General features: G+C 69.7%; 26 protein-coding genes and 2 pseudogenes. 20 read left to right on the top strand and 8 right to left on the bottom strand.

The genetic code is table 11. From position 1 onward, the window contains the following. Positions 1-130: 130 nt before the first annotated feature. The 3 genes and pseudogenes from QUE79_RS19660 to QUE79_RS19650 all read right to left on the bottom strand — a co-directional run bounded on the left by QUE79_RS19660 (position 131) and on the right by QUE79_RS19650 (position 2,120). Positions 131-802 (bottom strand): hypothetical protein, encoded by a 672-nt coding sequence (locus tag QUE79_RS19660; protein WP_286344535.1) that lies wholly within the window; start codon positions 800-802, stop codon positions 131-133. 7 nt (positions 803-809) lie between these two features. Next, a complete protein-coding gene (locus QUE79_RS19655; protein WP_286344534.1) occupies positions 810-1,091 on the bottom strand; it encodes a hypothetical protein in 282 nt (93 codons plus the stop codon). A 172-nt stretch (positions 1,092-1,263) separates the two neighbouring features. Next, positions 1,264-2,120: pseudogene (locus QUE79_RS19650) on the bottom strand (HpcH/HpaI aldolase/citrate lyase family protein). Between the two features lie 188 nt (positions 2,121-2,308). On the opposite strand from QUE79_RS19650, the gene QUE79_RS19645 reads away from it, so the two are divergent. Continuing rightward, entirely contained in the window at positions 2,309-3,583 is a 1,275-nt protein-coding gene (locus QUE79_RS19645; RefSeq protein ID WP_286344533.1) for a hypothetical protein, read from the top strand. Beyond that, positions 3,532-3,915, top strand: coding sequence for a hypothetical protein (locus tag QUE79_RS19640; RefSeq protein WP_286344532.1), 384 nt, complete (start codon positions 3,532-3,534; stop codon positions 3,913-3,915). The genes QUE79_RS19645 and QUE79_RS19640 overlap by 52 nt, the downstream gene beginning before the upstream one ends. Here the strand turns inward: QUE79_RS19640 and QUE79_RS19635 are convergent. The 3 genes from QUE79_RS19635 to QUE79_RS19625 all read right to left on the bottom strand — a co-directional run bounded on the left by QUE79_RS19635 (position 3,873) and on the right by QUE79_RS19625 (position 5,919). Continuing rightward, complete coding sequence (locus QUE79_RS19635; RefSeq protein WP_286344531.1) at positions 3,873-4,799, bottom strand: hypothetical protein; 927 nt, start codon at positions 4,797-4,799, stop codon at positions 3,873-3,875. The two genes, QUE79_RS19640 and QUE79_RS19635, sit on opposite strands and share 43 nt — an antisense overlap. Continuing rightward, positions 4,796-4,999: a hypothetical protein gene (locus QUE79_RS19630; RefSeq protein ID WP_286344530.1), complete on the bottom strand. Its 204-nt coding sequence runs from the start codon at positions 4,997-4,999 to the stop codon at positions 4,796-4,798. Before QUE79_RS19630 ends, QUE79_RS19635 begins: the two co-directional genes overlap by 4 nt. Positions 5,000-5,412: 413 nt before the next feature. Next, a complete protein-coding gene (locus tag QUE79_RS19625) occupies positions 5,413-5,919 on the bottom strand; it encodes a DUF805 domain-containing protein (RefSeq protein WP_286344529.1) in 507 nt (168 codons plus the stop codon). Between the two features lie 126 nt (positions 5,920-6,045). On the opposite strand from QUE79_RS19625, the gene QUE79_RS19620 reads away from it, so the two are divergent. The 10 genes and pseudogenes from QUE79_RS19620 (at position 6,046) to QUE79_RS19570 (ending at position 16,535) form a co-directional block, all read left to right on the top strand. Beyond that, positions 6,046-6,315 (top strand): hypothetical protein, encoded by a 270-nt coding sequence (locus tag QUE79_RS19620; RefSeq protein ID WP_286344528.1) that lies wholly within the window; start codon positions 6,046-6,048, stop codon positions 6,313-6,315. Next, positions 6,276-7,679 carry a S53 family peptidase gene (locus QUE79_RS19615; RefSeq protein WP_350271726.1) on the top strand — a complete coding sequence of 468 codons (1,404 nt, stop codon included), beginning with the start codon at positions 6,276-6,278 and terminating at the stop codon, positions 7,677-7,679. Before QUE79_RS19620 ends, QUE79_RS19615 begins: the two co-directional genes overlap by 40 nt. A 28-nt stretch (positions 7,680-7,707) precedes the next feature. After that, on the top strand, positions 7,708-8,796 hold the full coding sequence (locus QUE79_RS19610) for a LacI family DNA-binding transcriptional regulator (protein ID WP_286344527.1): 1,089 nt from the start codon (positions 7,708-7,710) through the stop codon (positions 8,794-8,796). A gap of 128 nt (positions 8,797-8,924) precedes the next feature. After that, positions 8,925-11,144: a beta-galactosidase gene (locus QUE79_RS19605; RefSeq protein WP_286344526.1), complete on the top strand. Its 2,220-nt coding sequence runs from the start codon at positions 8,925-8,927 to the stop codon at positions 11,142-11,144. 49 nt (positions 11,145-11,193) lie between these two features. After that, positions 11,194-11,496, top strand: coding sequence for a hypothetical protein (locus QUE79_RS19600; protein ID WP_286344525.1), 303 nt, complete (start codon positions 11,194-11,196; stop codon positions 11,494-11,496). A gap of 61 nt (positions 11,497-11,557) precedes the next feature. Further along, positions 11,558-12,556: an ABC transporter substrate-binding protein gene (locus QUE79_RS19595; protein ID WP_286344524.1), complete on the top strand. Its 999-nt coding sequence runs from the start codon at positions 11,558-11,560 to the stop codon at positions 12,554-12,556. Between the two features lie 59 nt (positions 12,557-12,615). Then, the gene (locus QUE79_RS19590) at positions 12,616-13,566 is read left to right on the top strand and encodes a carbohydrate ABC transporter permease (protein ID WP_286344523.1); all 951 of its coding nucleotides are present in this window, start codon (positions 12,616-12,618) and stop codon (positions 13,564-13,566) included. After that, the gene (locus QUE79_RS19585; protein WP_286344522.1) at positions 13,563-14,510 is read left to right on the top strand and encodes a carbohydrate ABC transporter permease; all 948 of its coding nucleotides are present in this window, start codon (positions 13,563-13,565) and stop codon (positions 14,508-14,510) included. Before QUE79_RS19590 ends, QUE79_RS19585 begins: the two co-directional genes overlap by 4 nt. An 89-nt stretch (positions 14,511-14,599) precedes the next feature. After that, positions 14,600-15,813: pseudogene (locus QUE79_RS19575) on the top strand (beta-galactosidase). Next, on the top strand, positions 15,810-16,535 hold the full coding sequence (locus tag QUE79_RS19570; RefSeq protein WP_286344519.1) for a beta-galactosidase: 726 nt from the start codon (positions 15,810-15,812) through the stop codon (positions 16,533-16,535). The pseudogene QUE79_RS19575 and the gene QUE79_RS19570 overlap by 4 nt, the downstream one beginning before the upstream one ends. On the opposite strand, the gene QUE79_RS19565 is transcribed toward QUE79_RS19570, so the two are convergent. Continuing rightward, on the bottom strand, positions 16,532-17,002 hold the full coding sequence (locus QUE79_RS19565) for a nucleoside deaminase (RefSeq protein ID WP_286344518.1): 471 nt from the start codon (positions 17,000-17,002) through the stop codon (positions 16,532-16,534). The genes QUE79_RS19570 and QUE79_RS19565 overlap by 4 nt on opposite strands. Continuing rightward, positions 16,999-18,438 (bottom strand): purine-cytosine permease family protein, encoded by a 1,440-nt coding sequence (locus QUE79_RS19560; protein WP_286344517.1) that lies wholly within the window; start codon positions 18,436-18,438, stop codon positions 16,999-17,001. The genes QUE79_RS19565 and QUE79_RS19560 overlap by 4 nt, the downstream gene beginning before the upstream one ends. Before the next feature lie 120 nt (positions 18,439-18,558). Between QUE79_RS19560 and QUE79_RS19555 the strand changes: the two genes are divergently transcribed. The 8 genes from QUE79_RS19555 (at position 18,559) to QUE79_RS19520 (ending at position 25,477) form a co-directional block, all read left to right on the top strand. Continuing rightward, the gene (locus tag QUE79_RS19555; RefSeq protein ID WP_286344516.1) at positions 18,559-19,959 is read left to right on the top strand and encodes a glucose-6-phosphate dehydrogenase; all 1,401 of its coding nucleotides are present in this window, start codon (positions 18,559-18,561) and stop codon (positions 19,957-19,959) included. A 111-nt stretch (positions 19,960-20,070) separates the two neighbouring features. Then, positions 20,071-21,447 carry an efflux RND transporter periplasmic adaptor subunit gene (locus tag QUE79_RS19550; RefSeq protein WP_286344515.1) on the top strand — a complete coding sequence of 459 codons (1,377 nt, stop codon included), beginning with the start codon at positions 20,071-20,073 and terminating at the stop codon, positions 21,445-21,447. A gap of 70 nt (positions 21,448-21,517) precedes the next feature. Then, positions 21,518-22,207, top strand: coding sequence for an ABC transporter ATP-binding protein (locus tag QUE79_RS19545; protein WP_286344514.1), 690 nt, complete (start codon positions 21,518-21,520; stop codon positions 22,205-22,207). Further along, on the top strand, positions 22,204-23,397 hold the full coding sequence (locus QUE79_RS19540) for an ABC transporter permease (RefSeq protein ID WP_286344513.1): 1,194 nt from the start codon (positions 22,204-22,206) through the stop codon (positions 23,395-23,397). The genes QUE79_RS19545 and QUE79_RS19540 overlap by 4 nt, the downstream gene beginning before the upstream one ends. Before the next feature lie 44 nt (positions 23,398-23,441). Continuing rightward, the gene (locus tag QUE79_RS19535; protein ID WP_286344512.1) at positions 23,442-23,846 is read left to right on the top strand and encodes a hypothetical protein; all 405 of its coding nucleotides are present in this window, start codon (positions 23,442-23,444) and stop codon (positions 23,844-23,846) included. Next, positions 23,843-24,049, top strand: a complete 207-nt coding sequence (locus QUE79_RS19530) for a hypothetical protein (protein WP_286344511.1) — start codon at positions 23,843-23,845, stop codon at positions 24,047-24,049. The genes QUE79_RS19535 and QUE79_RS19530 overlap by 4 nt, the downstream gene beginning before the upstream one ends. Before the next feature lie 99 nt (positions 24,050-24,148). Continuing rightward, entirely contained in the window at positions 24,149-24,880 is a 732-nt protein-coding gene (locus QUE79_RS19525) for an SDR family oxidoreductase (RefSeq protein WP_286344510.1), read from the top strand. A gap of 3 nt (positions 24,881-24,883) precedes the next feature. Continuing rightward, positions 24,884-25,477, top strand: a complete 594-nt coding sequence (locus QUE79_RS19520) for an RBBP9/YdeN family alpha/beta hydrolase (RefSeq protein ID WP_286344509.1) — start codon at positions 24,884-24,886, stop codon at positions 25,475-25,477. Positions 25,478-25,497 lie beyond the last annotated feature (20 nt).

Genomic DNA, 25,497 nt, shown 5'->3' with positions numbered 1-25,497 from the left:
CTGGCGGCGACGGTGTTCTGCGGCGGAACGGGGTGCTGGTCGAAAATCCCCTTCGATTTCGGGAGGGGCGGGCGGGCTTCGGGACCGGGCGGGGCGGGGCGGGCTGCGGGGCGCCGGGCGGGCAGGCGCGCTAGTGGTAGTTCGACGGCCAGGCGAAGGCGGGCTGCGGGTGCGTCGGCACGCCGGCGGGAGCGACGACGAGGTCGATGTCGTCGAGGTCGCGCAGGCGGATCGACGCGGGGTCGCCGGCCCTGCGGACGCCGTCGACGTACACGGTCAGCGTCTCGCCGATGTCGCCGCCCCGGGAGCCCACGTGGCGGGCGTCGAGACGCACGTTCCACTCGGTGAAGAACTGCCCCAGGGTGAAGTCACGCTCGACGGGCGACTCGATGTGGATGATCCCGGACGTGTTGTGCGTGTGCAACGCGGTGGCGAAGCCGTGCTTCTCGTCGAGGCCGATCTGGCCGGGCACGATTTCGGCGCGGCCGTCGACGGTGATGTCGAGGTGCGTGTGGATGTGCTCGGCGAGCTTGGCCCCGTACACGTTCGGCAGGTGGGCCGCGTCCGCACGCGCGTGCCGCTCGGCGCCGGTGGGGGCCGGCCACGGAGGGTCGGCGGCTGCTCCGTGGGCGAGGGAGGTCGAGGTCGCGCGTTCGTGGGCGACGAAGCCCGCGGCGAGAGCCCCGACGACGAGCAGGATCGCGAGGAGCAGCGACGTGAGGACCGCCGGCGTCAGGGGCCCGCGGGAGCGTGTGTTCGGTCGTTTCGAGCTGGGCGCTGAACCGCGCGGGGGGATCGTCACGGCCGGGTCAGCGATCGACGCCGAGGAGGAGCGGGATGAGCAGTCCGGCGATCCAGACGGCCACGAAGACGCCGCAGGCGAGGATGATCCAGAACGTGCGGCGTCGCGTCGGATGACCGGGTTCGCCGCCCCACATGGCTGCCCGCTGGACGACGGTGTGGGCTTCGAAGACGACCTTCGACACGTCGGCGTCGTCGCGGTCGAGCTTGCCGTCGTGATCGAGTGCGACGATGCGTTCGGCCTCGGGCAGCGTCATCCGGACGACGCTGCGGCGGGGGCGGTGGGGCATGCTCTCAGCGTGCCACGACGGGCTCGCCGCCGCCGCACCCTGCCCGAAATCGACGGGGATTCTGCGCTGGGCGACGGCGGCACGGGGCTGGACGGGGTGTCGGCGGAGAATCCCCTTCGATTTCGGGAGGGGGGCTTGGTGCCCGGTGGCCCGCCGGCCGAGACGAGGCGACTCAGTTGGGGGTGACGCCGAAGGCCCGCGCCAGGCGCTCGATCTTTTGCGCCCGACCGAGGCGGGGAGGTCGCTGCCGTCACGGATGATCCGGCCGCGGCTCTCGAAGTCGGCGAGGAAGTCGCGCGCCCAGGCCGTGTCGGACGGCGTCGGGCTGATGACCTCGTTGATGACCGGCAACTGCTCGATGTCGAGGCAGAGCTTGCCGGTGAGGCCGAGGGCCACTGCGACGGAGGACTGCTCGCGCAGGACGCCGTGGCTGGACCCGACGGTGGGTCCGTCGATGGGCCCGGGAAGGTTGCCGATGCGCGACGCGACGACGAGGCGGGAGCGCGGGTAGGCCATGGCCATGTCGTCGCTCGAGGTGCCGGTGTCACGGCGGTAGTCGCCCGAGCCGAACGCGAGGCGGAAGGCGCCGCGCGCGCTGGCGATGGTGGGGGAGGTCTCGATGCCGAGCGCCGACTCGACGAGGGCCAGGACGGGCTTGGCGCCGTGCAGGCGGTCGAAGGTCTCGGTCACGTGCTCGCCTGCCTCGGTCTTGGCGAGCATCACGCCAAGAAGGCCGGGCAGGCCGACGAGGGCGTCCACGTCGTCCGACCAGAAGTCGGTCGAGCGGTCGTTGATACGGACCCACGCCTGGCCGCCGCCGGAGAGCCAGGTCACGACGTCGTCGCGAGCCGCGGGTTTGCGAGCCGGATCGACGGCGTCCTCGATGTCGAGGACGATCTGGTCGGCGCGGGAGCCGGCCGCCGCATCGAAGGAGTCGGGGCGGGTGCCGGGGACCAGGAGCCAGGAGCGGGCGATCTCGGCGTCGGGGCGCGGGCGGTCGGTTGCCGGGATGCTGGGTGCGTTGCTCATGGAACCTCATGCTCGTCGTCGTCGATCGGTGTCTCCACGCTAGTGGCCGACGCCGCGTGTGACGTCCGTGCGACGTCGGTGGTTTTCGGAGGGTCGCGGTACGGGCTCGTCACCGGGCGGCGGGGGAGCCGGGTTCCGGCCCCCTGTGGGGGTACTGTCCGCGTGAAGACCGATCACGAGGAGCCATCATGACGGACCCGAACACGCCCGCACACCCCGTGTCGCCGAACGACCCCGGCATCGATGAGGCGGCCCGAGGCCGCGGCGTCGACGACTCCGGGTCAGCGGCCGATCCCGGGGCCGAAGACGCCGTTCGTGAGGCGCCGGAGTTCGGCGAGCCGACGGCTTCCGAGGGCGAGGAGTCGCCCGCCGGCAGCGATCGCACGGGCGAGACACCGCCCGACTTCGGCGATTCGGAGCCGGTCGACGCCACGCCCGACGTCACGGAGCCTGCGGCCACGGAGACGTTCCGGGAGTCGACCACCGAGGGCGCGCAGGATGCTCCGGCCGGCGCTGCCGAGGAACCGCTCGGAACCGAGGCTCCCGCGGCTTCGTCCCCCGCTCCCGCGTGGAGTGCCAGCGTCAGGCCGACCTCCTCGGACGCGCCGGCGAGCCCTCGCGAGTCCGCTGCGACTGAGCCCGCAGCTGCCGCCGAGCCGACTGCCGCTGGGCCTGCTGCCGCCGAGCCCGCTGCCGCTGGGTCGCCTGCTGCCCCCGACGCCAGCCAGGACGGCGCGGCGACGAGTGGCGTGCCGCCTCTCTCCCAGCCCTCGACGACGGCCGGGTCTGCGACCGCGGCCGCGTCGACCGGGGCCCTCCACGACGACAGCGCCCTGCGCGCAGCCGAGGCCGCCCGCGCGGGTGAGCCCCTGGATCCTGCGACCGAGCGGATGCCCGCCGCGACTTCTTCCGAGACGGGAGACCTGGACGACACCCGCATCACTCAGGGCCCGGCAGGCCGCTCGACGTCCGCCTGGACACCGCCGCCCGCTCCCGCGTCACCCACGGAATTCGCTCCGCCGGTCACCGGCGCGACCCCGACTCCGTACGCCCCGCCCACCCAGGCGATGCCGACCTCGGCCACCACGCCGATCACCAGCACGACGCCGCTCACGAATCTCGGGGCTTCTCCGGCCGAGAGCCTCGGCTTCACGGACGGGATCGCGGGCGGGGACGACGGCTTCACGCCGGAGGAGCTCGCGCAGCGCCGCTCGTTCCGCGACGAGATGGCCTTCCGGCAGAAGCAGGAGTTCGCCGGGATCAACTTCGGGTCGGGCTTCTTCGGCTGGCTCGCCGCCGTCGGGCTCGCCGGGCTCCTCTACGTCATCGCCGGCGGCATCGCCGTCGCCTCGGGACTCGCGCAGTCGTCCGTCCTGGACGGAACCAGCACCAAGGTCACTTCCTCGGCTCGGTGTTCGACACCAAGACGCTGCAGATCACGGCGCTCGTGGTGTTCCTCGTGATCCTGTTCCTGTCGTACTTCGTCGGCGGTTTCGTCGCGGCTCGGATGGCCCGGTTCTCCGGGCTCAAGCAGGGCCTCGCGGTCTGGCTCTGGGGTCTCGTCATGTCGATCATCGCGGCGGTCGTGATCGTCGTCGTCGCCAGTCAGAACCACACCGCGACCGTGTTCCAGGGCAGCGGCGCCGGTCTGAAGCTGAGCGATTTCACAAGCGTCGAAGCGCTCGTCTCGGAGGGGCTGATCGTAGTCCTGTCGCTGGGCGGTGCCCTCGTCGGCGGTCTGGCCGGCCTCGGCTACCACCGGAAGATCGACCGCTTCGGGCTCGAAAGCGTCTGACCCGCACCGAGATCGCCGTTCGGCCCGTCCTCCTTCGCGGAGGGCGGGCCGAACGGCGATCTCGGTGCCGCGGCCCTGGCGGGCCGGTCGCCCAGGCCGCACGCGTTGCCGGAGGGTCGGCCGCCGCTAACCGAAGTACTGAATGCTCGCCGGGGCGTCGAGACCGGCGATGAGGTGCACGTACACCTGCCAGACGTCGTCGAACAGCACCTCGCGGGCGATGTGCTGGTCGTACCACGCGGCCAGTTCGGCCCGGCCGACGCCGTCGGCGACGGGAACCAGCTGGGTGAGCGCGGCCTCGTCGCCGCGGTGGCGCGTGATCCGACGCCCGAGCAGGAGCCCGTCTCGTGCTCGACGAACCACATCTCGTCGGGGGAGTCGACCACCCCGACCACGTCGACGACTCCGAACGTCGAGCCCGGCTGCGGGCCGACGACACTGGTGCCGACGTGGGCGGACACGACGTGGGCGCGCGCCGCCTCGTTGGGCGGAAGGCTGGTGTCGAGACCGGCCGCGGCGTCTCGGACGGCGCGCTCGGAGGCCTCGCGGATCCGGTCGCGGTTGGCGTGGCAGACGACCGCCACGTCGCGCATCCAGGTCTCGAGCCGCGCGATCTGATCGGGCAGCAGGGGTGCGACGGTGATCGTGCTCGCCGTGAAGACGCCGATCTCGGGGAGGTTCTCCCATTCGAGCAGGAGGCGCGAGAACGTTCCGGCGCGGGGCATCAGCAGGAGGCGACTCGAGACGGGGGTCGCGGCGAAGTGGAGTTCCGGTTCGACCAGCAGCCCCTCGATGTCGACCGCGGCGCCGAAGGCGACGTCGGGCAGCAGCAGGCCGACGGTGAGCTCGCGCCAGCGAGCCGTGTGGCTCTCGGTCGGCGTCATGGGCGAAGCAGGTGCGGCAGGACGAAGACGGCGAAGAGGAAGAACGCGCAGGCCGCTCCGAACACGATCCAGGTGGACTTCGGAAGGGTCGTCTGGCCCGACGCCTCGCGCTTCGAGAGGCGACGGTGGCGTGCGACGCCCTGCACCACGATCAGCAGGATCACGGCGGCCACGAGCAGAGCGACGATCAGGAAGTTCACGGCGTCCACTATCGCAGGTCGCGGCTCCGGCCCCGCTGACCTCCGAGCACGCGTTCCGGCACGATCGATCGGCGTCCGGCGGGAAGAATCCTCTGCGCCCGGGATTTTCTTCGCTACTGTGAAGGTGCGTCTCGGCTGGTTACCGGGCGTTCTGCGTCGATGAGGACGAATCGACCGTCCTTCTCCTGATCCGAGTGGCGAGTGATGAGAATCCTCTCGGCGTCGACATGCCCCCGATCCTCTCCCCGGCCACGTGCCCGGAGAGATCGGGGGCATGTTCGTCTCCGACCCGTTCCTCCGACCTCGCGGAGGAGTAAAACGAGAGTAACTCGCGTAATCGGATCAGGTATGCGAGAAGCGGCGCGGACCCTGAGGGTCCGCGCCGCTGTGGTGGTGCGGGTGTCGACGAGCGGTCAGGCGCGCGGACGGTCGAAGCGCTGGCCGGCCGGGTTCGACCCGAGGATCGTCATGATCAGGACGATGATCCAGCCGACGATCGGGATGAAGATCAGGAAGAAGAACGGCCCCGCGAGGTTCGCGTCGTGAAGGCGACGCCAGGTGACGGCAAGGCCGGGAACGATGATCGCCAGACCGATGATGATGGAGATGATGCCGACGACGACCGCGCCGGCGCTCGGCGACGTGGACGAGACGCTCCCCGACTGCGTCGCCATGACGGAGCCATAGCCACCGGAGACCGACGAGATGATGTTCAGGACGACGGAGAGGATGCCGTAGGCGAGGGCGACCCACCAGTACTCGCTGCGGCTCGCGCGACCGGAGAAGTCGGCGTATTTCTTGAAGAATCGGCGGAGTGCCCCGCCGAACGAAATGCCGTACCACGGGGCCCAGATCGGAGGTTCTCCGGCGGGCTGCGTCGGTTGCTCCTGGTAGGCGGGCGGGGGAGGAAAGGATGACATCGGTTACTCCTTGACGGTGATGGAGGACGCTACGCCCGAGTGGCCCACGTCCCTGTGATCGGTCCGAGCCTAGGGGAAAGCGGTGACTTCGCCCGGGATGTCGGTGGCGCGGAGTACACCGGTGCCATGAGCGATCCCACCCAGCCCCACGACAACCTCGACCTCGTCCCTCTGGCGGGCAGCGAACGCCCCGCTGCGCCCGGGGTCCAGCCGGCGGCGACGCCCTCTCGAGCGACCAGGCGATCGAGGCCACGGTCGTCCTCCGTCGCAAGAATCCCGTCGATCTCGACGCGGTCACCGCCGGCGCCGTCGATGCCGCCGCGTACGTCCGAGACCACGGCGCCGACCCCGAAGACATCGCCCTCGTCACGAAGACGCTGGAGGGAGCCGGCCTGACGATCGTCGAGAGCGACGCGGCGACGCGCCGGGTCCGGGTCTCCGGCGCGGCCGGCGTCGTCGGCGCTGTCTTCGGCACCGAACTCGAGGCGGTGTCCAGCGAGGCTCCGGCGCCCGCGGGCGTCGCCGGATCGCGCGTCGAGCACCGGCAGCGCTCGGGTGGCCTCAGCATTCCGCGGGCGCTCGACGGTGTCGTCACCGCCGTTCTCGGGCTCGACGACCGCCCCCAGGCTCGGGCGCAGTTCCGCATCGCCCCGGCCGAGGCGACCACGGTGAGCTTCACCCCCGTCGCGCTCGGGCAGCTCTACGAGTTCCCCGCGGGCACGGACGGCACCGGTCAGACGGTCGCCGTCATCGAGCTCGGCGGCGGTTTCGCCCAGAGCGACCTCGACGCCTACTTCGGCCCGCTGGGCGTGGGGTCACCGAGCGTCACCGCGGTCGGGGTCGACGGGGCGGCCAACCAGCCGGGTGGCGACCCGTCCGGCGCCGACGGCGAGGTCCTCCTCGACATCGAGGTCATCGGCGCTCTCGCCCCGAAGGCCGACATCGTCGTCTACTTCGCCCCGAACACCGACGCCGGGTTCGTCGATGCGATCGCCGCGGCGGCGCACGCGACGCCGACCCCCACCGCGATGAGCATCAGCTGGGGTCAGAGCGAAGACCAGTGGACGACTCAGGCGCGGGCGGCCCTCGACGACGCCCTCGTCGACGCCGCGGCCCTCGGGGTCACCGTCACGGCGGCCTCGGGCGACAACGGCAGCACCGACGGTGCGACCGACGGAAAACAGCACGTCGACTTCCCTGCCTCGAGTCCGCACCTGCTCGCCTGCGGCGGCACGAGCATTCAGGCGACCGCCGGAGCCATCTCGAGCGAGACGGTCTGGAACAACGGAGCGGGGCGCGGCGCCACCGGCGGCGGGATCAGCGACACGTTCGCGGCCCCGACCTGGCAGACGTCGGCCGGGGTTCCGCCGACGGGCGAGCAGAGCGGCCGAGGCGTTCCCGACGTGGCCGGCAACGCGGATCCTGCGACCGGCTACGAGGTACTCGTCGACGGCAAGCGTTCCGTCATCGGCGGAACGAGCGCGGTCGCACCCCTGTGGGCCGCACTCGCAGCACGCCTGTCGCAGTCGCTGGGAGCCCCGGTCGGACTCCTCGGGCCGAGGCTCTACCCCTCGGGTCGGCGTTTCGCGACATCACCTCCGGCGACAACGGCGCCTTTCGGGCGGGCCCCGGATGGGACGCCTGCACCGGTCTCGGCTCGCCGAACGGCACGTCGCTCCTGGCAGCCCTGCGCGGGTGAGCGGTGCCGTGCGGCATTCGTCCAGCGGCGGCTGTCAGGTGTGACCGGGTCCGGCCGATAACCTGACCAGGACACAGAACGGAGAGGCCATGGACGACGGCACCTCTCCGGCGACGACCGAACCCGAACCGTCTGCCGGCACCCAGCCGAGGTTTTCCGCTTCGCCGCTTCGGCGTGCCGCGACGATCTACGACGTCGCCAAGGTGGCGCGCGTGTCGCATCAGACCGTGAGCCGGTTCTTGAAGGGCTACCAGGGCATCCGGCCCGAGACGCGAGACCGGGTCGAGCGGGCTCTTCGCGAGCTCGACTACCGTCCCAACCTCACGGCGCGCTCTCTCGCCACCTCACGGTCGCACCGCATCGGAGCGCTCACGCACGAGATCGAGCAGGTCGGCCCGGGCAAGATCCTGCAGGGCGCGAGCCGCGGCGCCCGTGAGGCGGGGTACCTCCTCGACATCGTGAGCTTCGATCCCCTGAACGAGAGCGACATCCAGCGCGCTCTCCGGATCGCCGATTCGAGCGACCTCGCCGGGATCATCGCCTTCGCCTCCACGGACGGGGTGATCGAGGCCTTCTCCGGGGCGGGCTTCTCCGTGCCGTGGTTCATCGCCGGAGAAGACGACGACAGCATCGGCGAGCACGAGGTGACCAGGAACGGTCAGGGCGTCCGGATGCTGGTCGATCACCTCGCCGACCTCGGGCACGTCCGGCTGCTTCAGATCGCGGGCCCGGAGGCGTGGATCTCGGCGCGAAACCGCCGCTTGGCCTTCGACGTCGCCACGGTGGCACGCGGGCTCCGGGAGGTCGCAACGCGGTTCGGCGACTGGTCGCCCGAATCCGGTTATCGAGCGGCTCTCGACCTGCCGCTCGATCAGGGGGCCACGGCCCTCGTCGTCGCCAACGATCAGATGGCGCTGGGGGCGATGCGCGCGCTCACCGAGCGGGGGCTGTCCATTCCCCGCGACATGAGCGTCGTCGGCTTCGACGACATCCCCGAGGCGCCGTACTTCCAGCCGCCGCTCACCACGGTCAGCCTCGACTTCGACCTCCAGGGGCGCCTCTCCTTCCTCCAGATCCTCGAACTGATCGAGGGTCCCACCGCCCAGGCGTCGAAGCTGCCGTATCAGTTCAGCCCGCAACTGGTCGTGCGAGCCTCGACGGCTCCACCCCTGCGCTGACGCACCCGAGCGCTCGCCTCCGGTAACAGTTCGGCATCGCCTCTTGTGACCGGTAACAAAAACGGGCTATGGTCCATCTCGACACAGATGTTACCGCTAACACGGTCGAACGATGGAGTTCCCGCACGATGCCCACGCAACCCGCCGCCACTCCTCCGGCAGCGACCTCTTCCGCCCTCCCCTCCTCCGAGCCCGCATTCTCCACAGCGCCCTCGCGGGTGCTCTTCGGTGCCGCGTACTACGCCGAGTACCAACTCAGCGATCGACTCGACGTCGATCTCGACCTGATGGTCGAGGCCGGCTTCACGGTGATCCGAGTCGGCGAGTCGGTGTGGTCGACCTGGGAACCCCGAGACGGCGAGTTCGATCTCGAGTGGCTGCGCCCGGTGCTCGACGGCGCCCACGCGCGCGGCATCTCGGTCATCCTCGGCACTCCGACATACGCGGTCCCACCGTGGCTGCAGCAGAGCCATCCCGAGATCGCCGCGGAGGTGAAGACCGGGCAGCCGACGCCGTGGGGAGCTCGTCAGGAGGTCGACTACAGCCACCCGGCGTTCCTGTTCCACGCCGAGCGCGTGATTCGCGCGATCATCGCCCGTTACGCCGAGCATCCTGCCGTCATCGGCTTCCAGGTCGACAACGAGCCGGGCATGCTGCTGTTCCACAACCCGTCGACGTTCCGACGATTCGTACGGCACCTGAAGGCGAAGTACGGCACGGTCGAGGAACTCAACGCGCAGTGGGGGCTGGTCTACTGGTCCCATCGCATCGCCGACTGGTCCGAGCTCTGGACGCCGGACGGGAACGCCCAGCCGCAGTACGACCTCGCCTGGCGCCAGTTCCAGGCGCAGGTCACGACGGAGTTCATCGGCTGGCAGGCCGACATCGTCCGCGAGTACAGCAGGCCCGACCAGTTCGTCACGACCTGCATCGCGTATCCCCGACCCGCGCTCGACGACGAGAAGCTCGTCTCTCGCCTCGACATTACCGCGGGCAACCCCTACTACGGCATGCAGGACCACCTCTCCCTGGATCACGTGAAGGAGGTGCCGACTCCCTGGACCTCCACGGGCGTCGCGGGTCTCTTCCGTCAGGCCGACCGTCTCTTCTCCTCGAATCAGCAGCGCTTCCTCGTCACGGAGACGAACGCCTGGTCGATCGGCGGCGCGACCCAGAACTATCCGCCCTACCCCGGTCAGCTGATGCAGTCGGCGTTCGCGCTCATCGCGCGCGGCGCCGCCCAGATCGAGTACTGGCACTGGCACACGCTGCACTTCGGAACCGAGACGTACTGGGGCGGAGTCCTGCCTCACAGCCAGGTGCCGGGCCGTGTCTACCGGGAGGTGGCCGAGATCGGAGCCGCGCTCAAGCAGATCGGCACCGAACTCGACGGGTACGAGCCGGACGCCGACGTGGCGATCCTATGGTCGACCTCGAGCCGATTCGCCTTCGATTTCACACCGCCGCTGAACACGGACGGTCAGAACGGCCGCCGCGACAGCTACCAGCACATCGTCGACGCGTTCCACGCCGGAGTCGTCGGAGCCGGCGCGCAGGCGAGGATCCTGCACGTCGACCAGGCGTCCGCCCTCGGCGCGGCGGCTCTCGCCGAAAGATTCCCGGTGCTGATCGCTCCCGCGGTCTACATCGCGACCGACGCCGAGCTCGACCTCCTGGCCGCCTACGCCGAGGCCGGCGGCCACCTGATCGTCGGGATCCGGACCGGCTACGCCGACGAGGAGGCCCGCGCCCGCCTGGCGGTCGCCCCCGACAAGCTGCACGCTCCGGCGGGAGTCTGGTACGAGGAGTTCACCAACCTCGACGCCGACCTCGCGCTCACGGCCGAGAACGGCTTCGACCTCAGCCCCGGGGCCCTCGCGACCGACTGGGCGGACGGCCTGATCGTCGGGGCCGCAGGGACCGGTGACGCCGGAGGGGCCGAAGGGGTCGGCGACACCGGAGACACCGGGACTGCCGACGTCCTGGCCCGGTACGAGCACCCCGCCTTCGGGCGGTTCCCCGCGATCACCACGGCCAGCGCAGGATCCGGCCGCATCACCTACGTGGGCACGGTCCCGAACGCCGACCTCGCCGCCGACATCGTGCGCTTCGCCGTTCCGTCGCCCATCGCCGGCGCCTGGTCCCGCGGAGCGACCGTCACGGTCGCGTCGGGTTCGCTGCCCGGCGGCGCTCGGGCGTGGTTCGTGCAGAACTGGTCGGCCCTTCCGTCCGAGGTGACGGTGCCGCTCGACGTGAGCGACCTGACCTCCCTAGACCCCGTCCGGCACCCCGCCGGCACCCTGATCTCCCTGGAACCGTGGTCCTCCCTGGCCCTGGTCGACGGGTGAGTTCGTCCGTCACAGCCGATCGACGAACCCGAACATGAAGGAAAATCCAATGAGGAAGAACGCACCGAGAACAGCAGTGGCGCTGGGCACCGGCCTCCTTGCTGTGGCCCTGGTCCTGTCCGGCTGCTCCGCCTCCGGCGGCACCGGCGGTACCGGCGGAACGACGAAGACGGTCTCCCAGGCCGACATCGACAAGGCGATGGACACACCCACGACCCTGACCTTCTGGTCGTGGGTTCCCGACATCAAGAACGAGGTGGCCCTCTTCGAGAAGAAGTACCCGAAGGTGAAGGTCAAGCTCGAGAACGTCGGCCAGGGGCCCCGCACTACCAGAAGATCCGCACGGCGCTGAAGGCCGGCAAGGGGCTCCGGACGTCGCGCAGATCGAGTACCAGTACATCCCCTCGTTCACGGTGACCGACAGCCTCCTGAACATCGCGCCGTACGGGGCGTCCAAGCTGAGCGACGAGTACACGCCGTGGGTGTGGAACCAGGTCAAACAGGGTTCCAACGTCTGGGCGATCCCGCAGGACGCCGGGCCCATGGGCAACCTGTTCCGCACCGACATCCTCAAGAAGGCGGGCATCACGACGCCCCCGGCGACGTGGGACGAGTACGCGACCGAAGCGGCGACCGTCAAGTCGAAGACCGGCGCGTACATGTCCAACCTGGCGTCGAACGACGCCGGTCAGTTCCTCGGTCTCCTCTGGCAGGCGGGCGTCAAGCCCTTCGGCTACGACGGAGACAAGGGCGTGAAGGTGGCGGTCGACAGTGCCGACGCGAAGAAAGTCGCCGACTACTGGCAGAAGCTGATCGACAACGGCAGCATCTCGACCGATCCGGACTTCACCGACGACTGGTACCAGGGACTCGCCAACGGCAAGTACGCCGGGTGGTTGACCGCAGCGTGGGGTCCGTCGTTCCTGCAGGGCACGGCGGCGAAGACCTCCGGTCTCTGGAATGCCGCCGCACTGCCGCAGTACTCCACGTCGGCGAAAGTCTCGGGCAACTGGGGCGGGTCGAGCGACGCGGTTCTGAAGACGTCGAAGAACCCGATCGCGGCCTACGAGTTCGCGAAGTTCATCAACAACGACACCGAGTCGACGCTGCAGTTCGCGAACAAGCAGTTCCTGTTCCCGACCTCGACCAAGACGCTCGAGAGCAGCGCCTTCACCGATGAGAAGGCGGCGTTCTACGGCGGTCAGCAGGTCAACAAGCAGTTCGCCGCGATCTCCGCGACGGTCGACACCAAGTTCCAGTGGCTGCCCTACATGGACTACGCCTACTCGAGCTACAACGAGACCGTCGGCAAGGCGCTGGCGAACAAGACGAGCCTCTCGGACGGCCTCGACGCCTGGCAGAAGGATCTCGTCACCTACGGAACCCAGCAGGGTTTCTCGGTCAACAAGTAGCGGCGCCGGCGGCGGGCCGAGTGGCCCGCCGCCTCGTCACCCGGAACGAAGGAGTTTCCATGACGCAGTCCGTCGTCGCACCCGCGCGGGTGCGACCCACAAGCGTGAAGCCGCCGAAGAAGCGCAACGCGAACCAGCGGCGGCAGAACAGGGCGGCGTACATCTTCGTCGCACCGTTCCTGCTCGTGTTCGTGCTGATGCTCCTGGTGCCGCTGTTCTACTCGGGCTATCTCAGCCTCTTCGCGACCCGCCTCGTCGGCGGCTCGCAGTTCGCGGGTCTCACCAACTACATCCGCGCCTTCACCGACCCGGCCTTCCTGTCCGGCGTCGGTCGCATGGGGTTGTTCCTCATCATCCAGGTGCCGATCATGCTCGCCCTCGCCCTGTTCTTCGCCCTCGCCATCGACTCGGGGCGCGTGAAGGGCGCGGGGGCCATCCGGCTCCTGATCTTCATCCCGTACGCGGTTCCGGGCGTCGTGGCGACGCTCATGTGGGGCTACATCTACGGCAACGACTTCGGTCCGATCTCGCAGGTCTTCCGCGCCATCGGCTTCGCGCCGCCCGACCTGCTCTCGGCCGGTACCATCCTCGGTTCGATCATGAACATCGTCACGTGGGAGTTCATCGGCTACAACATGATCATCATGTACGCGGCTCTCCGCTCGATCCCGACGGAGCTGTACGAAGCGGCCGAGATCGACGGCGCCGGTCAGTTCCGGATCGCGTGGAGCATCAAGATCCCGGCCATCCGCCCCGCGATCATGCTGACGGTGATCTTCTCGATCATCGGCACCTTCCAGACCTTCAACGAGCCGAGCCTGCTGCACGGTCTCGCCCCGAACGTCATCGACAACGCGTACACGCCGAACTACTACGCCTACAACCTCGCGTTCACGAACCAGGACGTGAACTACGCGGCTGCCATCGCCTTCCTCCTCGGAATCGTCATCGCCGTCGTCTCCTACGTCGTCCAGCTGTCGACGCAGCGAAGGGAAACCAAGAACTCATGACCACGACAACATCGGGCGCGCCCGTCGCGCCGGCCTCTCAGGTCTCCCTCGACGCGAAGGGCCTCGCGAAGGTCAGGAAGGTGAAGCCGTACAACCCGGAGAAGCGTCGCTCGAAACTGCTGACGGCCCTCCTCTGGCTCTGCGGCCTCTACTTCGTGCTGCCGATCCTCTGGCTGGTGATCGCGTCCACCAAGGACAATGCCGACCTCTTCTCCACCTTCGGCTACTGGTTCGGCGCGAAGTTCTCCCTCTGGGAGAACCTCAAGGACGTCTTCACGACGGGCAACGGGATCTATCTGCACTGGGCGCTCAACACGGTCGTCTATGCCCTGGTCAGTGCCGTCGGGGCCTCGTTCCTGGCCACGATGGCCGGTTACGCGTTCGCGAAGTACCGCTTCCCGGGCGCCAAGATCATGTTCAGCGTCGTCCTGGGTGCCATCATGATCCCGTTGACGGCGCTCGCGCTGCCGACGTACCTGATCTTCAGCCACTTCGGGATCACGAACACGCCGATCGCCGTCATCGTGCCGTCGCTGGTGAGTCCGTTCGGGGTCTTCCTGATGCGGGTCTACGCGGCCGATGCGATCCCCGACTCCATGATCGAGGCAGCGAGGGTCGACGGCGCGAGCGAGGGCCGCATCTTCTTCCAGGTCGGTCTTCGCCTGCTGGGCCCCGGGATCGTGACGGTGTTCCTCTTCGCTCTGGTCGCGACGTGGAACAACTACTTCCTGCCGCTGATCATGCTCAACTCCTCGAACCTCTACCCGCTGACGGTGGGGCTCGCGCAGCAGCAGGCGACGAGCGCCGGCGGCGGCGGATCGCAGGCGCTGTTCTCGACGGTCATCACCGGTTCGCTGGTGTCGATCGTCCCGCTCATCGTCGCATTCCTCTTCCTCCAGCGGTACTGGCAGACCGGCCTCGCCTCGGGCAGCGTGAAGGAGTGAGCGCTCTGCTGGGGTCGTCGTTCGCCTACGGCGGCGACTACAACCCCGAGCAGTGGTCTGCCGGAGTCTGGCGGGAAGACGTCTCGCTCATGAACCGCGCGGGGGTCAATCTGGTCTCGGTGGGGATCTTCTCCTGGGCGAGGATCGAGCCGCGCGACGGCGAGTTCGACTTCGCGTGGCTCGACGAGGTGCTCGACCTGCTGCACGCCGGGGAGTCCGGGTCGATTTGGCGACCGCGACCGCGTCGCCGCCGCCCTGGCTCGCCCTGAAGCACCCCGAGATGCTGCCCGTGACGGTCGAGGGCGTCGTCCTGTCGTCCGGAAGCCGTCAGGCGTACTGCCCGTCGTCGCCCGTCTACCGCCGCTACGCCGCGCGTCTGGTGTCGGCGATCGTCGCGCGGTACGCCGCCCACCCGGCGCTCGACCTGTGGCACGTCAACAACGAGTACGGCTGCCACGTGAGTCACTGCTACTGCGACGCGTCCGCGGCGGCGTTCCGGCGCTGGCTCGCCGATCGCTACGAGACGGTCGAGGCCCTCAACGAGGCGTGGGGAACCGCCTTCTGGTCGCAGCGATACGACTCGTTCGACGAGATCCTGCCTCCGCGGGCCGCACCGACCTTCCGGAATCCGACGCAGCTCCTCGATTTCGACCGCTTCTCCGCGAACGAGCTGCTCGAGTGCTATCGCGCCGAGGTGGCGATCATCCGCGCCTCCTCCGACGTGCCGGTCACGACCAACTTCATGGGGTTCTTCAAGGGCGCCGACTACTGGGCCTGGGCTCGGGAGGTCGACGTGGTGTCGGACGACTCGTACCCGGATCCTGCCGACCCGGTCTCCCCGGTCTACGCGGCGATGCAGCGGGATCTCCTGCGCTCCGTCGGTAGTGGGCGCCCGTGGCTGCTCATGGAGCAGTCGCCGGGGGCCGTCAACTGGCGCGAGCGGAACGCCGCGAAGGCGCCCGGGCAGATGCGCGCCTGGTCGTACCAGTGCGTCGGCCGAGGCGCGGACGGAATCCTGTTCTTCCAGTGGCGCCAGGCGAAGGCCGGGGCCGAGAAGTTCCACGCCGGCATGCTGCCCCACGGAGGAACCGACACCCGGGTCTTCCGCGAGGTCGAGTCCCTCGGCGCGGAACTCGCGGCCCTCTCGTCGGCGGGCCTCGTCGGCGAACGGGTCGAGGCCGACGTCGCGATCGTCTTCGACTGGGACAGCTGGTGGGCACTCGAGCAGGAGGCCGCGCCGGCTCGTCTCTCGTACGTCGAGGGGTGTTCGCCTGGTACCGGGCGCTCGCCTCGGCCGGGGTGACGGTCGACTTCACGACGCCGACCAGCGACCTCTCGCCCTATCGGGCCGTGATCGTTCCCGAGCTGATCGCGGCCTCCGACGAGCAGCTCGAGGCCCTCGACGCGTACGTGGCGCTCGGTGGCACGCTGGTCGCGACGTTCCAGACGGCGATCACCGACGAGAACCTGCACGTTCGGCTCGGAGGCTACCTCGGCACCCTTCGCGAGACGCTCGGGCTGTGGGTGGAGGAGTTCGCGCCACCGGCGGCACCCGACCTGGCCGCAGCGGGCGGCCGCACGCCCCCTCCGCTCGGACTGCGCGGCGACTCGATCGGCGGAACCGGCGCCGCCGTGCTCTGGGGCGAATACCTGCGCCTCGAATCGGCGGAGGCCACGGCGTGGTTCGACGGCGGGGTGCTCGACGGGCAGCCGGCGATCACCCGCAACGACAGAGGTGCCGGAACCGCGTGGTACGTGGCGACCCAGCCCGACGACGACACCCTGCTCCGCTTCGTCGAGACGGTGCTGTCGACTCTCGAGGTGGAACGCCTGCCCCGGGTTCCCGGCGTCGAGTTCGTGCGGCGCGGCTCTCACCTCGTGGCGATCAACCACGGTCCCGAGCGCGTCGCTCTCGAGCTGACCGGGACAGACGTCCTGACGGGTGCCGACGCCTCGGGTCTGGTGCTCGAGTCGCAGGGCGTGGCCGTCGTCGCCCGAGTCCAGGCGGGTGCGGTTCGAAGCTAGTCCTCGCCGATGTCCTCGTACCAGATGTCCTGATGGGCGGCGATGTAGTCGCCCATCAGGGCGATGAGCGCAGGATCCGCGAGAGTGGTGACGTCCGTGCCGTTCTCGCGCAGCCAGTCCTCGCCCCCGAAGAAGTTCTGCGCCTCGCCGATCACGACGCGGCCGATGCCGAACTGCCGAACCAGGCCGGAGCAGTACCAGCACGGTGAGAGGGTGGTCACCATCGTGGTCCGGCGGTAGCTGCGCTGTCGGCCGGCAGCCAGGAACGCGGCCGTCTCGCCGTGCAGCGCGGGGTTGCCGTCCTGCACCCGGCGATTGTGACCCGAGCCGAGGAGTCGGCCGTCCTCGTCGAACAGGGCCGCGCCGATAGGGATGCCGCCGGTCGCGAGGCCGCGCTCGGCCTCGGTTCGGGCCACCGCCAGTTTGTCGGCGTCGGTCGGATACACCTTCTCGCGGGTCCGGTTCACGCGACGTCGTCGGCGGCGTCGATCCCCACCGGCACCTCGGCGCCCGGCGCCCCGAGAGGCCCGCCGAGCTTCGGTCTGAACGCCGCGAAGAGGGCCCAGTAGACCAGGCCCGCGAGGAGGAAACCGACCAGGGGCGTCAGGTCGCGGCCCTCGGACGTCGCGCTGACTCCGGACAGCGGCCCGTGGAACTGCGTCTGGTTGGAGAACAGCCAGATCGAGAGCGCGGCCCCGATGACGAACGCGATGATGCCCGCCGGATTCTTGTAGCGGGCGCGATCCGACAGGAGCTGCGCGATGGAGGTGCCGCGGCGGAGGATCCGGTCCATCAGGACGATCCCGAGCCACGGGGCGATCCAGTACGCGATGACCAGGAGGAAGTTCTCGTAGGTGCTGCCCGCGTTCGGCAGGGCGCTCCACGCGATGAAGAAGCCGATGATGCCGAAGCCGAGGGCGACGATGGCGCGGCGCAGGGCGAACGGGATCTTGACGCCGGCGGCGAGGAACGACATGGCGCCCGAGTAGATGTTCAGCGCGTTGGCGGCGATGGCCCCGACGGCGATGGCCACGAGGGTGAAGTCGCGGATCACGGTCGGCATCGACGCGACGAACGACGTGGTCGGGTCGTCGGGGTTGAAGCCGGCGATGGTCGCGGCCGCAGCGCCGGCCGCCATCAGGACGAGGCAGGAGACGAAGTTGCCGAGCCCGGCCGCCCAGCCGATGATCCTGGTGCGCGTCGCGGCGGGCAGGTAGCGGCTGTAGTCGGAGGCGTACGGGTTCCAGCCGGCGGCGTAACCGAACGCGGCGGCGGCGGTCAGCGTGAAACCGCCGAAGCTCCAGCCGCCGCCTTTCGGGGTGTAGCCGAAGTCCGCGTGCACGAAGATCGTGATCGTCGCGACCAGGAAGATGATTCCGAGGACGTAGGCGGCGTAACGCTCGAACACCTGCACGAAGTTGTGTCCGACGAATGCGACCGCGACCTCGATGACGACGATGATCAGCAGCGCGAGGACGGTGGGCATGCCGGTCAGGGACGACAGCGCCAGGGCGCCGCTGACCGAGTTGACGGCGAACCAGCCGAGGCCGGCCATCACCGTGTTGAGCGCGGCGGGGAGGATGTTGCCCCGGTAGCCGAACGCCGTCCGGCTCAGCACGAGCTGCGCGAGGCCCTCGCGCGGCCCCCAGGTCGACAGGATGCCCTGCGTGAGAGCGCCGAGAGCGCAGCCGAGGGCGAGCGCGAGCATGGCGCGTCCGAAGTCGAGCCCGAAGAACGCGACGGCGATGACGCCGACGAAGATCGTCGCGAACTCGAGGTTCGGAGACGTCCAGGTGGCGAAGAGCTGCCACGGGGAGCCGTGTCGACTCGTTGCCGGAATCGCTTCGATACCGCCGGATTCGATGGCGGTGGGGCGGGTGCGCGGGGCGTCGACGATGGCCATTCCGTCAGGGTATTGCGCGTTCCGTGCTCGAAACGCAATCCTGCGCTTCACGCAATGTTCTTTTACCTGGCCGAAACACAGCCTGGCCGCGGACGGGTCGTCGGGCCTAGCATCCAGGGCATGCCTGATCCTCGCCCCTCGACCCTGCTCATCCTCGGTGCCTCGGGGGACCTCGCCGCCCGGCTCCTCATGCCGGGGCTCGGCATGCTCCTCGCCCACGAGCCGAAGCGGCGCGTGCAGCTGATCGGGTCGGGCGTCGAAGACCTCACCGATGCCGAGTGGAAGAAGCGCGTGAAGAGCTCGTTCGACAGCGAGGGCGCCAAGGGCCCCGCCGTGACGGCCACGCTCAAGAACACGAAGTACATCAAGGCCGATGTGACGGCCAAGGCCGACCTCGAAGGGCTTCTCGCAGCGTGTGACAACCCGCCGGCTCTCTACTTCGCCCTGCCGCCGGCGATCACCGAGAAGGCCTGCGCCCAGCTCGCGAAGATCGAGTTGCCCGACAAGACCTCGCTGGCGCTCGAGAAGCCCTTCGGCACCGACGAGCGCAGCGCGAAGCGCCTCAACACCCTGCTTCTCACGATCGTGCCGGAGAGCAGGATCCACCGCGTCGACCACTTCCTCGGCCGATCCACGGTGCTCAACCTCCTCGGCCTCCGTTTCGCCAACCGCCTGATCGAGCCGATGCTCTCGAACCGCGACGTGGAGAGCATCGAGATCGTCTACGACGAACAGCTCGCCCTCGAGAACCGCGCCAGGTACTACGACCACGCCGGGGCGCTCGTCGACATGATCCAGAGCCACCTCCTGCAGGTGATGGCGGTCCTCGTCATGGAGGCGCCGGCGACCCTGCGCGCGGAAGACGTGCGCGACCAGAAGCAGCTGGCGCTTCGCGCGACGCACCTCTGGAACGACGACCCGTCGACCAGCCGCCGAGCTCGCTACTCGGCAGGATCGGTCGCCGGCAGGAAGCTTCCCGCGTACAAAAACGAGGACGGCGTGGATCCTGCTCTCGGCACCGAGACGCTGGCCGAGGTCGTCGTCGAAGTGCGCAACATGCGGTGGGCGGGCGTGCCGATCCTGATGCGCTCCGGCAAGGCCCTGGCCTCGCATCGGCGCGAGATCATCGTCACCTTCAAAGCGCCGAGTCACGTGCCCCCGGAGTTCAAGACGCTCAAGACGGCCGATCGCCTCCGCATCTGCATCGCCCCCGACGAGATGTCGCTCGAGCTCAACGTGAACGGTCCGGGCGATCCCTACGTGATCGATCGGGCAACCCTCAAGGCCGACTTCAACCCGGGAGACCTGCCCGCGTACGGCGAGGTCCTCCAGGGCATCCTCGACGGCGATGCGACCCTCTCCGTGCGCGGCGACGCGGCGGTCGAGGGCTGGCGGATCGTCGCGCCGGTGCTCAAGGCGTGGAAGAGCGGCACGGTGCCCCTCGACGAATACCCCGCCGGCTCGAACGGCCCGAAGTCGTGGCCGACCGGCGCCGCGGAGGCGACTCCCGCCAAGCGCTGAGAGGAAGTCCGGCACGCTGCGCACGAGACGACGCCGGCGGAGACCGACAGTCTTATCCGATTCATATGGTGCGGCAAGGCGACGCACAGGGCCTGGTTCGACTGTCGAACCATGTCACGCTCCCGAACGACGTGGGCCGTCGTCGCCCTGGCCGTCGTCATCGTCCTGCTCGCAGTCGGTGCCTGGTATCTCATCGCTCCGAAGTCGACCTCGGCCTCCTCCGGAACCCAGCTCACCTCCACCGTCCAGCAGGGCGTCGTCTCGAGCGCCGTCACCGCCACCGGCAACATCGCACCGGTCAGCGAGTCGAACCCGGCGTTCGCCGTGTCCGGCACGGTCAAGACGATCGACGTCAGGCTCGGGCAGACGGTCAAGGTCGGCCAGAAGCTCGGAACCCTCGATCCCGCCGCCCTCCAGGCGACTCTCGCCACGGCCCAGACCGCGCTCGCCGACGACCAGACGATCCTGGCGAATGCCGAGACCGCGTTGACGACGGCGCAGGATGGCACGGCGACGACCGCGACCGGCGGCGGCTCCGGGCAGTCCGGCTCGTCGTCCTCGGGCGCGCAGTCCGTCGACAGCGCCGAGCAGACCGTCCTGAGCGACCAGCAGAAGGTCGCCGCCGACCAGGCCGCCGTCAGCACCGACCAGCAGAACGTCGACGACACCACCCTGACGTCGCCGGCCGCAGGCCTCGTCGTTGCGATCGGCGGTACGGTCGGCCAGTCGAGCGGGTCGGGCAGCTCGTCCGGAGGATCGTCGAGCTCGAACGATTCGACGGCAGGATCCGCGAGCACGAGCACCGGCACGAGCAGCTCGGCCGCCTCGTCTTCGTCGACCTCCGGTACCGGGTTCGTCACCATCGCGAACACCTCGAAGATGACCGTCACGACGGCCGTGGCCGAGGCCGACATCGCCGACGTCGCCGTCGGCCAGGCAGCCGCCGTCACGTTCCCCGCGCTGTCGGGCACGACCGCCGCGGCAAAGGTGACCGCCATCGCTCCCACCGGCACCACGAGCAACTCGATCGTGACCTACTCGACCACGATCACCCTCGACACCGTACCGACGGGTCTCCGCATCGGGCAGACGGCCGACGTGTCGATCACGACCAAGACGTCCGGCTCGGACGCTCTCTACATTCCGGCGGCGGCGATCACGACCAGTAACGGAACCTCCACTGTGAAGGTGGTGGCCGACGGGAAGACCTCGGCGGTCGCGGTGAAGACCGGGGTCGTCGGCACCCAGGGCACCGAGATCACGTCCGGGCTGAAGGCCGGTGAAACGATCGTGCTCGGGACCGTCAGCGCCTCGACGGGGACCGGCACCGGCACCGGCACCACGACGGGGACGGGGCGCCGCGGCTTCGGGGGCGGCGCAGGCACCGGCACCGGGACGGGCGGCTTCGGCGGCGGAACCGGTACGGGGACGGGCACGGGGACGGGCGGCCTCGGCGGCGGAACCGGCACCGGCGGAGGCACCCGCTGATGTCCGACCCCACGGTGGCTCTCCCCCGCTCCCGGGCATCGCGGCGGCCCCGGCCATCGAACTCCTCGACGTGCACCAGGTCTACGGCGCCGGGGAGGGCGCGGTCTTCGCCCTCCGCGGCGTCGACCTCGCCGTGGGAGTCGGAGAGTACGTCGCGATCATGGGCCCCTCGGGATCCGGCAAATCGACCCTGATGAACGTGCTCGGCTGCCTCGACGTCCCCTCGGCCGGGCGCTACCTCCTCGACGGGACGGACGTCGGCACCCTCGGCGAGAACGAGCTGGCCCGGGTGCGCAACCGGGCGCTCGGGTTCGTCTTCCAGTCGTTCAACCTCGTGCCGCGCATGACGGCGCAGCAGAACGTCGAGCTTCCGCTCGTCTACGCGGGCGTGTCCCGGCGCGAACGACGCGAACGAGCCCTGGACGCCCTCGCGGGAGTGGGGCTGGCGGATCGCGCCGACCACCGTCCGCAGGCCCTGTCCGGTGGGCAGCAGCAGCGGGTCGCGATCGCGCGGGCCCTGGTGACCTCACCGACGCTGATCCTGGCCGATGAACCGACGGGCAACCTCGACAGCGTCTCGACCGGGGAGATCCTCGACATCTTCGACTCGCTCGCGGCAGACGGCCGCACCATCGTCATCATCACTCACGAGGAGCACGTCGCCGAGCGCAGCCACCGGGTGCTGACGATCGCCGACGGCAGGATCATCCACGACCGGCCGCTCTCGGACCGTCGCCTGGCGGCGGGGGCGCGCTCGTGAGGTTCGGCGAGGTGCTGCTCTCGGGGCTGCAGGGCGTTCTGTCGAACAAACTCCGCTCGATCCTGACCCTGCTCGGGGTCCTGATCGGTGTCGGCGCCGTGATCCTGCTGCTCGCCGTCGGCAACGGCTCCGCTCAGCAGGTCGCGGCCTCGATCGACTCGCTCGGGACGAACACGCTGACGGTCCGGGCGACCGGAGGCCAGGGCTCCGGCACGTCGCAGCAGATCACGACCGAGACGAGCTCTCAGCTCGCGAACGCGGGCCTCGGGCACGTCTCGAGCGTCGTGCCCGAGGCGACCACGACTCAGACGGTGTCGTCGACGAACGCCTCGGAGACGGACATCAGCATCATCGGCACGACGCCCGACTACTTCACCGTGACCACCGCCACCGTCGCCGAGGGGACGGCATTCACCACGAGCGACGTGACCAGCGGCGCGCGCGACGCCGTGGTCGGCCAGACTCTGGCGACGGAGCTGTTCCCGACCGGCACCGCCCTCGGTCGGTCGATCTCGGTCGACGGGTCGCCGTTCACCGTCACCGGGATCCTCTCGGAGCAGTCCAGCACGGGCTTCACCGACCCGAACTCCGAGCTGATCGCGCCGATCACCCGGGTGCAGGAGTCGTTCAGCGGTTACGGCGCCGTGTCGAGCCTGCTCGTCGCGGCGAAGTCGTCGGGCGACGTCACGGCGGCGGAGGACGAGACGACCATCGAGTTGAACCAGCTGCTCGGGGCCACGACCGCCGACGAGCCGTTCACGGTGTCGAGCGCGAGCACCCTCCTCGCCACGCAGGCGGCCAGCGCGAAGAGCTTCACCGTCCTCCTCGGCGTGGTCGCGGCGATCAGTCTCCTGGTGGGCGGGATCGGAGTGACCAACGTCATGCTCGTGACCGTCACCGAACGCACCCGCGAGATCGGCATCCGCAAGGCGTTGGGCGCGACGAGGCCGGCGATCCTCGGCCAGTTCCTGGTGGAGGCCGCGATGCTCACGCTGATCGGCGGGATCCTCGGCGTCGTGCTGGCAGTCATCGGAGCGCAGTTCACGATCGACGGGACGACACCGGTGATCCTGGGCTTCTCGATTCCGCTCGCCCTCGGCGTCTCCGTCGCGATCGGCGTGTTCTTCGGCGTCTACCCGGCGGCGCGCGCAGCCGCCATGCGCCCGATTCAGGCGCTCCGTTCGATCTGACCGCGCTTCTTCGCCCTCCCGTTCCTCTCACGAAAGGCTCTCGCATGAGCAACGACGTCACTCCTCCCACTCCCGAGCAGGTTCCGTACCCGGCGCCCACCGGTGCCCCCGCCGCGGGCGGTGGCCCTGGTTCGCCCGGCCGACGCACCGCGAAGTGGCTGCTTCCCACGCTGGGCGCAGTGGTCGCCATCGGCATCGGCCTGGTCGGCGGCATCGCGATCGGCCAGCACACGGCCTCGTCGTCCCAGGCGTCGAGCGGAAGCGGGCGCCAGTTCGGGGGCTTCGGCGCGGGGGCACCGGCGGCGGCACCGGTGGCGGCGAGCTCCCGGGGCGCGGGACAGCCACCGCCGGTACGGGCGGCTTCGCGGGCGGCGGCTTCACCTCGGGAACCATCGTCTCGGTCTCCGGATCGAAAGTCGTCGTCAAGACCGCTGCCGGACAGCAGGTGACGATCGACACGACGTCCGGCACCAAGGTGACCAGGTCGGCCACGTCAAGCGTCGGCGCGCTGAAGTCCGGCGAGACGATCACGGCCATCGGCACGGCCGGCAGCGGCGGCGACATCAGCGCCACGACGATCTCGGAGGGCACGGCGCTGCGAGGCGGCTTCGGTCGCGGCGCCGGCGCCGGCGCCGGCGCCGGCGCCAAGTAGCCTTCTCCCGAAAAACGGACGTGAAACCACAGCGGGCAGTGGTTTCACGTCCGTTTTTCGGGAGAAGCACTCGGTGGGTGCAGCCGCCAGAATGGTCGCATGGTCTTCGACAGCACTGCCTCTCTCGGCGACACGTCGCCCCTTCCCACCGCACTCGTCACGGGAGCGACCCGCGGCATCGGACGAGCCATCGCCCTCGACCTCGGCCGCACCCACCACGTGATCCTGGCCGGGCGCGATCAGGCCGCGCTCGACGCGCTGGCCGCAGAGCTGACCTCCGCGTCGACCTGGGCCGTCGAGCTGGCCGGCGACGAGCCGCTCGACGGCTTCCTGTCGTCCGTGCCGGAGGGCGGCCTGGACGTCGTCGTGCATTCGGCCGGCGTCGAAGACGGCGGTGCCGTGGCCGACACGAGCCGCGCAGTGTGGCGCTCCGTCTACGAGGTCAACGTCGTCGCGGTGGCCGAGGTGACCCGGCTGGCGCTGCCGGCGCTCCGGAAGGCCGAGGGCACCGTGATCCTGATCAATTCCGGTTCCGGGTTCGCGGCCGGTCCGGGCGGCGGCGTCTACGCGGCCAGCAAGTTCGCGCTGCGGGCGCTCGCCGACGCACTCCGCGAAGAGGAGCGCGCGAACGGCGTGCGGGTCAGCTCGGTGCACCCCGGGCGGACCGACAGCGACATGCAGCGCGGGCTCGTGGCCAAGCAGGGCGGGGAGTACGACACCGACCTCTACCTCGCTGCCCACGACATCGCCGACGCGGTGCGGCTCGTCGTCGACCTCCCGCACACTGCCGTCGCCGAGGTCGTCTCGGTGCGTCCGCTGCGGAAGGTCTGACCCGTGGTCGTCCCTGTCCCGTCGAGCTTCCTGATCCTGCACGGTTACGAGAACCATCGGCCGGCCGGGCACTGGCAGCGCTGGCTGTCACTGGAGCTGACCGCGCGCGGGCACGACGTGCGGTACCCGCAGCTGCCCGACGCCGACCACCCCGACCTCGAACTCTGGCGGACGGCCGCTCTGGCCAACCTCGCGACGCTCACCGAGGGCACGATCACGGTCATCGCCCACAGCGCGTCGGCGATGCTCTGGCTGCGCGAGCAGTCGGGAGGCTCGCGGCCGCGGGTCGACCGCGTCGTGCTGGTCTCGCCACCGGAAGCGTCGATCGTCGGAGAGATCGCGGCCGTGCGCGAGTTCGCCTGGACGCCGAGCGAGCAGGATCACGAGACCCCGCTCGACCTCGGAGCGAGCGACGCTCTCGTCGTCTTCGGCACCGGCGACGACTTCGCCCCGCACGGCGCAGCGGGCATCGCCCCGTTCGTCGCCGCGCGCACCGTCGACCTCGAGGGCGCCGGGCACATCACCCCGGCGACCGGCTTCGGACCGTGGCCCGAGATGCTCGCGTGGTGCGAAGGGCTGCCGGCGTTCGGAGCCTGAAACGCCTCACTGCGTTTTTC

The organism is Frondihabitans sucicola, from assembly GCF_030296615.1.
GTDB classification, from domain to species: domain Bacteria; phylum Actinomycetota; class Actinomycetes; order Actinomycetales; family Microbacteriaceae; genus Frondihabitans; species Frondihabitans sucicola.
The sequence above is the reverse complement of the archived record's forward strand: the minus strand, read 5'-3'. Positions and strand labels throughout refer to the sequence as shown.

Coding starts and splice junctions, on each gene's coding strand:
- QUE79_RS19655 (WP_286344534.1), bottom strand. CDS start 1,091: ATGCCCCACCGCCCCCGCCGCAGCGTCGTCCGGATGACGCTGCCCGAG.
- QUE79_RS19645 (WP_286344533.1), top strand. CDS start 2,309: ATGACGGACCCGAACACGCCCGCACACCCCGTGTCGCCGAACGACCCC.
- QUE79_RS19635 (WP_286344531.1), bottom strand. CDS start 4,799: ATGACGCCGACCGAGAGCCACACGGCTCGCTGGCGCGAGCTCACCGTC.
- QUE79_RS19625 (WP_286344529.1), bottom strand. CDS start 5,919: ATGTCATCCTTTCCTCCCCCGCCCGCCTACCAGGAGCAACCGACGCAG.
- QUE79_RS19620 (WP_286344528.1), top strand. CDS start 6,046: ATGAGCGATCCCACCCAGCCCCACGACAACCTCGACCTCGTCCCTCTG.
- QUE79_RS19610 (WP_286344527.1), top strand. CDS start 7,708: ATGGACGACGGCACCTCTCCGGCGACGACCGAACCCGAACCGTCTGCC.
- QUE79_RS19605 (WP_286344526.1), top strand. CDS start 8,925: ATGCCCACGCAACCCGCCGCCACTCCTCCGGCAGCGACCTCTTCCGCC.
- QUE79_RS19600 (WP_286344525.1), top strand. CDS start 11,194: ATGAGGAAGAACGCACCGAGAACAGCAGTGGCGCTGGGCACCGGCCTC.
- QUE79_RS19590 (WP_286344523.1), top strand. CDS start 12,616: ATGACGCAGTCCGTCGTCGCACCCGCGCGGGTGCGACCCACAAGCGTG.
- QUE79_RS19585 (WP_286344522.1), top strand. CDS start 13,563: ATGACCACGACAACATCGGGCGCGCCCGTCGCGCCGGCCTCTCAGGTC.
- QUE79_RS19560 (WP_286344517.1), bottom strand. CDS start 18,438: ATGGCCATCGTCGACGCCCCGCGCACCCGCCCCACCGCCATCGAATCC.
- QUE79_RS19555 (WP_286344516.1), top strand. CDS start 18,559: ATGCCTGATCCTCGCCCCTCGACCCTGCTCATCCTCGGTGCCTCGGGG.
- QUE79_RS19550 (WP_286344515.1), top strand. CDS start 20,071: ATGTCACGCTCCCGAACGACGTGGGCCGTCGTCGCCCTGGCCGTCGTC.
- QUE79_RS19535 (WP_286344512.1), top strand. CDS start 23,442: ATGAGCAACGACGTCACTCCTCCCACTCCCGAGCAGGTTCCGTACCCG.
- QUE79_RS19525 (WP_286344510.1), top strand. CDS start 24,149: ATGGTCTTCGACAGCACTGCCTCTCTCGGCGACACGTCGCCCCTTCCC.